General features: G+C 49.4%; 9 protein-coding genes. All 9 read right to left on the reverse strand.

The features are described from left to right. On the reverse strand, nt 1-876 hold the full coding sequence (locus LRY47_RS12110) for a LysR family transcriptional regulator (protein ID WP_295225800.1): 876 nt from the start codon (nt 874-876) through the stop codon (nt 1-3). A gap of 1 nt (nt 877) precedes the next feature. Continuing rightward, a complete protein-coding gene (sppA, locus tag LRY47_RS12115; RefSeq protein ID WP_295225802.1) occupies nt 878-1744 on the reverse strand; it encodes a signal peptide peptidase SppA in 867 nt (288 codons plus the stop codon). A 54-nt stretch (nt 1745-1798) separates the two neighbouring features. Continuing rightward, a complete protein-coding gene (locus tag LRY47_RS12120) occupies nt 1799-3070 on the reverse strand; it encodes a S1 RNA-binding domain-containing protein (RefSeq protein WP_295225804.1) in 1272 nt (423 codons plus the stop codon). After that, nucleotides 3024-3500 carry a S1 RNA-binding domain-containing protein gene (locus LRY47_RS12125; RefSeq protein ID WP_295225806.1) on the reverse strand — a complete coding sequence of 159 codons (477 nt, stop codon included), beginning with the start codon at nt 3498-3500 and terminating at the stop codon, nt 3024-3026. The genes LRY47_RS12120 and LRY47_RS12125 overlap by 47 nt, the downstream gene beginning before the upstream one ends. Beyond that, nucleotides 3487-4335 (reverse strand): 4-hydroxy-3-methylbut-2-enyl diphosphate reductase, encoded by an 849-nt coding sequence (ispH, locus tag LRY47_RS12130; RefSeq protein ID WP_295225808.1) that lies wholly within the window; start codon nt 4333-4335, stop codon nt 3487-3489. Before ispH ends, LRY47_RS12125 begins: the two co-directional genes overlap by 14 nt. 12 nt (nt 4336-4347) lie before the next feature. After that, complete coding sequence (gene cmk, locus LRY47_RS12135; RefSeq protein WP_295225810.1) at nt 4348-4998, reverse strand: (d)CMP kinase; 651 nt, start codon at nt 4996-4998, stop codon at nt 4348-4350. Continuing rightward, on the reverse strand, nt 4998-6278 hold the full coding sequence (gene aroA, locus LRY47_RS12140) for a 3-phosphoshikimate 1-carboxyvinyltransferase (protein WP_295225812.1): 1281 nt from the start codon (nt 6276-6278) through the stop codon (nt 4998-5000). The genes cmk and aroA overlap by 1 nt, the downstream gene beginning before the upstream one ends. Further along, nucleotides 6275-7102, reverse strand: coding sequence for a prephenate dehydrogenase (locus LRY47_RS12145; RefSeq protein WP_295225815.1), 828 nt, complete (start codon nt 7100-7102; stop codon nt 6275-6277). The genes aroA and LRY47_RS12145 overlap by 4 nt, the downstream gene beginning before the upstream one ends. Continuing rightward, nucleotides 7099-7826: 3-deoxy-7-phosphoheptulonate synthase (aroF, locus tag LRY47_RS12150; protein WP_295225816.1), on the reverse strand; the 728-nt coding region annotated here is incomplete at its 5' end. The genes LRY47_RS12145 and aroF, both read right to left, overlap by 4 nt.

Here is a 7826-nt window from a genome sequence, read left to right on the forward strand (position 1 = left end):
CTACACCTCATAAACTGTCAGGATTGTTTTCATCGCAAGATCTATAAGAGGCTCTTCTCTGCGTTCTTTCTGGCAGGAGATGCATATCGGCACGGAGATGGTTTTGTCATGGAGAATATTAACATAGCCCTGTTCCACAAGCTCCTGCGCGTTGTCCTCACGCAGAACACATACTCCGGAACCGGTCTTCACCAGTTCCATCATGAGGTTCTCGTCGGATGCAACGATTATCTTTTTCGGATTTTTTATATCAGGCAGTGATCGCACCAGCTCAGTTCTGAAAGGGCAGTCCTCACTTCCCCATATCCAAGGGATGTTTGCCAGAGTTTCCCATGAGACTTTCTTTGTGTCCTCAAGCAGTCCTTTCGGCACAACCATGCAGAGTTTTACCGGAAAAAGCTCAATTGTGAATATATCTTTGTCGGTGAATCTTCCGTATGAGAATCCGAGGTCAAGTTCGCCCGAACGAAGCATCTGGGGTGTTTTGCCGGATTCGCTCACGGCAAAACGGAGTGAGATATCGGGAAGGTTCTTCTGAAAGGCAGCGTTGATGGTCTGGATGCGGAGAAAGACGGGGTTTGTGTTTACCCCCAGTGTGATACTTCCCTTTACCTCTTTCTGCATCCGCATCGCCTGTCGTTTGATGCTCAGAACTGTGTCGTTGACAGCTATGGCGCTTTCAAGCAGTGACGAACCCTCGGGAGTAAGCTCTACGCCGCGCGCCTGCCTTGCGAACAGTGTGACGTTCAGCTCCTCTTCCAGAAGTTTTATTTGTGTGGAGAGTGCAGAAAGGCTCAGGTTGAGCTTCTGCGCCGCCTTAGTCATATTTTTCAGTTCAGCGGTGGCTGTAAAAGCCGCAAGCTGTCCCAGTTCCATATCAAAGTCCGGGTTTGTAAAGGTAATAGATTCCGCCGTCCACTCCTTCTGTCGCGGCAAGTGTTTTTGCCTTCGACATGAGTGAGCGCAGAACACTCTGTTCCGGCGGGTAGAATTCCTCAACTTCTATGTCGGGCATATCAAGCTGCTTTTTCATAGCCTCTTCCGCCTCTTCCCTTGTGCCTATGGCGTCGATGAGACCGAGCTTCTGTGCCTGACGACCGCTGAATACACGCCCGTCGGCGAGTTCGCGGAGTTTCTTTTCGTCAATTTTTCTGCGTTTCAGTATGTCGCGGAGAAATTGCTCATAAAAATCGTTTATGTTTCCTTGCAGGTACTGCTGTTCCTCTTCGGACAGTTCACGGGTGGGCGAAGGCACGTCCTTCATCTTTCCGCTTTTGATAACGACGCTTTGAACGCCGAATTTATCCATCAGCCCTCGGAAGTTGGTGTATTCCATGATAACGCCGATGCTACCGGTTATGGTGCTTTCCATGGCATATACCTTGTCACATGCCACGGCTGTGTAGTATCCGCCTGATGCCGCCACAGTTTCCATAACTGCGTAAACTGGCTTATGCATCTTCATGATGCGCAGATAAAGCTGCTGTGTGGGGGCGATAGCTCCGCCGGGGGAGTTTATCTCAAGGATAACGCCTTTTACCTTGTCGTTTTCATCAAGTGTTTTCAGTTTTTCATCCAGATAGTGCGTGTCCATTATGACGCCTTCAAGGCGGACGACCGCAATGGTATCCTCAAGGATGAGATCCTCGCCGGATGCGCCCATAACGGATATTATGCGTACTATTACTGCAAAGATGAGGATGAAAAGAGCCGCTTTGCCGATGAACTTAAAAAATCTGCTCATATAACCTCGCGGAGAGAAAAAAGCCGCCCCGTTCGGGGCGGCGCTTTGTATGTGTTATTGTTCGAGATCGCTCAGTTTGCCTTTAAGTATGTTTCCAAGGCTGAAGCTGCTGTCGTCTGACTGCTCAAGCTTTTTGAGGTATTCTTTAACTTCGCGTTTCTCAGAATCCTGCTGGAATCTGCGGATTGAAAGCAGAACGTTTCTCTCTTTAGCATCGTTGCGGAAAACAACGGCTTTGATAACGTCGCCCTCTTTAAATTTAGATGCGGGGTCAATTCTTTCCACATCAAGCTCGTTTTCTGGAATGAAGCCCACGAGTTCTCTGGGGAGTTCAACCTCAAGTCCGTCTTTGCGAACGGAGAGAACTTTTACCTCAACAACTTTGCCCTGAGGAAGAAGTTTGCCTATTTCTCTCCATGGGTTAGTTTCCATCTGTTTGATACCGAGGCTGATACGTTCTCTTTCGGGGTCTATCTTAAGAACTTTTGCCTCAATGCTGTCGCCCTCGTTGTAAAGAGCATGCAGATCCTGAGGTTCTTCTGTCCATGAGATGTCTTTTTTGCGGATAAGACCGTCAAGAAACTCGCCGAAGTCCACAAAGATACCGAAATCGGTGATTGACTTGATGGTACCTGCGACAACGGAACCTTCGGGGTGGTTGTTTTTAAGTGATGTCCAGGGGTTTTCCTGAAGAGCCTTAAGAGAAACCACGAGTTTTTTCTTTTCGTTGTCTATATCGGTGACGCGTCCGATGACAGCGTCTTTGGGTTCGATGGATATCTTAGCGTTTCTGAGCCATGAGATCTCTTCCAGCGGGATGAAACCGTCAACGCCCTGTTCGATCTCCATTACGAAACCTTTATTTTTTCTTGCAACTACCATGCCTTTAACTTCGGTGCCGACAGGGTATTTAGCCGCAGCCATATCCCAGGGGTCGTTTGCCATCTGTTTCAGACCGACTTCAAGCTTCTCATTTTCGAGGTCAACGCTGAGAACCTTGACTTCGAGCTCGTCGCCCTCTTCAAGATATTGGTTGGGGTGTTTAACAACGCCCCACGCGATGTTGTTTTTGCGCAGGAAGCCGTCAACAGAACCGAAGTTCATGAATGCTCCGTAATGTTTTATTGTCTTCACTTTACCTTTAAGAACCTGACCTTCTTCGATTCCTTCAAAGAATTCTTTCTTTCCGGCTTCGATGGACTGGATCATATGGAGCTTGCGTGAAGCGAGGAATGAGCGCTGTTTTTTGTTGGATTTCAGAACTTTAACTTCAAATGATTTACCGATGTATTCTTCGGGTTTCAGGGTGGAGTTTTTGAAATCCATGTGTTTCGGGGATGAAACATTCTATTTCGCTGTATTTTCCGAGGAATCCTTTATCAACAACAGCAGTGATCTTAACAGTCAAAGGAGCACCGCTTTCCAGAGCTTTGTCAACGTCTATCCAGTCAGTCTCTTTCTCAATGGCTTTTCTGGACAGCTTAAGATACCCGCCGCCGCCTGAAACGCCGAGAAAAAGCACCTCAATCTCATCGCCGACATTAATTGAAAGCTTGCCGTCTTTGAGAAATTCGGAGCTGGGGACGATGCCCTCTGTTTTGTACCCGATATTCACCAGCACGTCGCTGTCGTTTATCTGGGCTACGGTTCCTTTCACGACGGAGTTCTTTTCAGGCTGCTGGAGAGACTCCTCAAGCATTGCTTCAAAGTCTTCCATACGCATGTTGTCGCCGCCGTTTTCGTTAATCCTGCTCATTAGTGACCTCTTTTAAAAATTCTATTACTTCGTCAACCAGATAGCCGGGGGTACTGGCGCCCGCGGTGATGCCAACCTTCCGGCAGTTAGTAAACATTTCTTTCTTCAGTTCTTCCTTGGTCTCAATATGCACTGTGTTTTTGCATATCTCTTTGCATATCTCGAAAAGGCGGCGTGTGTTGCCGCTGTTCTTTCCGCCGATGACAAGCATTGCGTCCACCTGCCCTGCGAGACTGATGGCGGAAACCTGTCTGAGATTTGTAGCGTTGCATATCGTATTGCTTACGGTGAGACCGCTGCATTTAGTTTTAAGTATTTCTGCAATTTTGTCAAATGATTCCGAATTTTGTGTCGTCTGCGCTATCAGAGCGTATTGTTCGCGGAACGGCAAAGCCTCTGCCTCGTCCACTCCGGAAACGATGAAATATTCAGAATCTATAAAGCTGACAATGCTTTTAACTTCGGGGTGGTTGTTTTCGCCGTAGACGACCACGCTTGCTCCGCCCTGTCCGAGCTTTTGTGCTGAATTCTGAGCTTTTTTGACAAAGGGGCATGTGGCGTCGACAACATTGACCGACTTTTCGTTCAGTTGTCCGTAAATTTGTTTGGGAACGCCGTGGGATCGGATGACAACAGTGTTCTCGCTGTCGAACTTTTCGGTGTCTTCGCAAACTCCGACACCCTGTTCAGCAAATTTCCGGACTATCTGCGGGTTGTGAATGATGGGTCCCAAAGTATAGACCCCCGTGTGCTTGCGGGATGTTTCTTCCACAAGACCCACGGCTCGTTCCACACCGAAACAGAATCCGGCATGGTCGGCTATGATAATTTCCACCTAAACTCCGATTTAGTTTTTAGAAGCCGTCTCGGTTATTATTGATATAACTTGTTCTATTGTCAAGTCAGTTGTGTCGATTTCAACGGCATCGTCCGCCTTTTTCAACGGCGCATGTTCCCTTTCCGAGTCCAGTTTATCCCTTTTAATTATATCTGCCTCAATTTCGTCGATGGTTTTTGCGAACCCCATCGCTTCAAAATCTTTCATTCTCCGCCTCGCCCGTTCGCGGGGTGTCGCCACCAGAAAGAATTTGTATTCCGCATCGGGAAAAACGCATGTACCTATGTCGCGCCCGTCCATTATAACTGATGTTTTTGAAGCCATAAGCCTGAGTTTGTCGGTTACCAGCGTGCGGATATCCTCCATAGCTGCAACGGCGCTTACCCTTGAAGCTATTTCGGGGGTGCGTATGACGGTTGAGATATCTTCGGTTTTGCCGTTAAGGGTGAGAAAAAGTCTGCCGGTCGTGTCGAACTCAAGCCCTGCATGGGCAACCTGATCAACAAGCGCCTGACCTTCGGAGGCGGTTTTAATGCCTATGTATGCGCAGGCTCTGTAGAGTGCGCCGGAATCCAGATATGTTATGCCTAAGTTTTTTGCAACAACCTTGCTGACGGTACTTTTTCCGCTTCCCGCGGGACCGTCCACTGCTATCTTCATCAATCCTCCAGTTCGGAAAAGGTTTCCATGAACGTTGGGAATGATACATCGACACACTGCACATTGTCCACACTGATTTCTCCGCCGAACCGTTTTGCAAGCATTATGGCTATCATTGCGATTCTGTGATCGTCGAATGATTTCAGCGCCGCTTTGGTGTTAAGGTTTTTAAGAGGATAGACCTTCATGCCGTCCTCGTATTCTTCCGTTTCGGCACCCAGTGCGTTCAGGTTGTGCAGAGTTGCCGCTATGCGGTCGCTCTCCTTTACGCGGAGTTCTTTCGCGCCGCGTATGGTCACGGGACTGTCTGCAAAAAGCCCCAATGTAGCCAGCATCGGCAGTTCATCTATTATGTTGGGGATGATGTCCCCTTCGATTGTGCATCCGCTGAAAGGCTGTGAAGCGATTATTATATCGCCGAGTTTTTCAGCTCCGCCCCTTTCGTTTTCTATAGCGTATTTCACTCCCATGTCGTCCAGTACTTTAAGCATCCCGCTTCTGGTGGGGTTCAGTCCGACGTTTTCAAGCATCAGCTCCGAGCCTTCAAACATCAGCGCCGCGCCGAGAAAGAATGCCGCCGATGAAAAGTCACCTGGGACGACTATGTCTATGGATGTAAGCTCTGCTCCGCCCTCTACGGTTATCTTAAGATCTTCCGTGCGTATCTTTGCTCCGAGAGCCGCGAGCATAATTTCCGTGTGGTTTCTTGTAACGGCTTTTTCAGTGTAGGTGGTTGTTCCGTCCACCTGCACGCCTGCAAGCAGAACCGCACTCTTGACCTGTGCGCTCTTTGTTTCAGCAATGATGTCTGCCGCGTGCATCTTTGAAGGCATAATGGTGAGCGGGAGGCATCTGCCGTTGTCCCGTGCGGCGAAGTTTGCGCCCATCTTTGAAAGGGGGATGATAACCCTGTCCATGGGTCTTTTGCGCAGAGAATGGTCGCCTGTGAGAACAATATATTTTCCGGAAGGTGCATAGACGCCTGTGAGGAGTCTTGCCGTAGTGCCGGAGTTCATACAGTCTATAACGTTATCGGGTTCCTTAAAGTTTTTGTAGCCCTGAGACGTCACGGTAAAGCCGTTGACCGTTTCCTCAAAGGTGACGCCCATCGCCTGCATTGCCGCTATTGTAGCCTTTGTGTCGGCGGACAGAAGCGGGTCGATTATGCGCCCTTTGCCTTTCGCCATTGAAAGGAACATGAACGAACGGTGGCTGATGGATTTATCAGAAGGTACGCGAACGGTGCCTTTTAAGCTTTTAACCTTTTTGAATACGGTCATTTCAGGGTTCTCCTGATGCCCGCCGCCTTCTCTATCATATCGTAAACGGCTTTGGCATCCTTGTTCTTTATTGCTTCCTTCCAAACGTTCAGGAAAGAGATGTAATCGTCTATCATCGTGAGCATGTTTTCGTCATTTTCCATGAAGATGTCAGTCCACATGCGCGGGTCGCTTGCTGCTATGCGGGTGAAATCGCGAAAACCTCCGCCCGTATAGTTGAGCGCGTTGCTGTCAGTCTTAAAAACCGTCTGTACCAGTGCGAAAGCCGATATGTGGGGCAGATGGCTTATCAGCCCGAACACCCTGTCGTGTGTGGGCGCATCCATGATACAGACACGCATACCGATGGATTCGTGAAGATCTTTCAGTATCTCCGCATCAAGCCCGCCTTCAATAGGGGTCAGGATGTGGTATGCTCCGCCGAAAAGCCCGCTGATCGCATTTGAAAAGCCGGAAACCTCTTTTCCTGCGATGGGGTGTCCGCCGCAGAAATTAAGCCCGACCGCTTTCGCCGCTTCAACTGTTGCGGTTTTCGTACTGCCGCCGTCCGTCACCGGTCTTTTGAATCCCTTGGCTCCGAGATATTTCACAAACTCAACAGCCGAGCGAACAGGCAGGCATATATAAAGCAGGTCGAATTCCAGAGACAAAAGGGTATCAGCATCATCGGTAACATACTCGAAAAGCCCCGTCTGCGCAGCGTTTGCCAGCGTTTCAGGGTTTTTGTCGTACGCGATGAGACGTATATTCTTTTCGGCAAAGGAAAGAGCCAGTGACCCGCCGATGAGTCCCAGACCTGCAAAAGCTATTGTTTTGATACTCATGCGATGGTCAGTTTTCTTCCTATGGTTTCTGCGATTATGTTAAGACGTTTCATGAGAACGTCGAAATCATCGGGAAGTATCGACTGGTCGCCGTCGCTGAGCGCCTCTTCAGGACACTGATGCACCTCGACTATAAGTCCGTCGGCTCCCGCCGCAACAGCCGCCTGTGACATGGGCAGGATACAGTCCCTGCGCCCTGTACCGTGGCTGGGGTCTGCCACAACAGGCAGATGGCTCATGCTTTTCAGCACGGGAATTGCTGAAAGGTCGAGTGTGTTTCTGGTTTCCGTTTCAAAGGTGCGGATGCCCCTTTCGCAGAGGATGATATCGTCATTGCCGCCCGCCGCAACATATTCAGCCGCCATGAGAAGTTCCTTCATGGTGGCTGCCAGCCCGCGTTTCAGCATGACGGGTTTTCTGACGGTGCCCAGATCTTTCAGCAGACGGAAATTCTGCATGTTGCGCGCGCCTATCTGGATTATGTCGGTGTATTTGCATATGAGATCCATATCTCTGGGATCCATAAGCTCTGTTATCACAAGCATATTGTGGGCGTCTGCGGCTTCACGGAGGTATTTCAGACCCTCTTCTCCAAGCCCCTGAAAGGCATATGGGGATGTGCGGGGTTTGAAAGCTCCGCCGCGCAGTATTCTTGCTCCCGCCTTGCTTGTGCGCTCGGCGAGATACATGAGCATGTCGCGGTTTTCAACAGAACAGGGACCAG

It is taken from the genome of Seleniivibrio sp. (assembly GCF_021209385.1).
In the GTDB taxonomy this organism is placed as follows: domain Bacteria; phylum Chrysiogenota; class Deferribacteres; order Deferribacterales; family Geovibrionaceae; genus Seleniivibrio.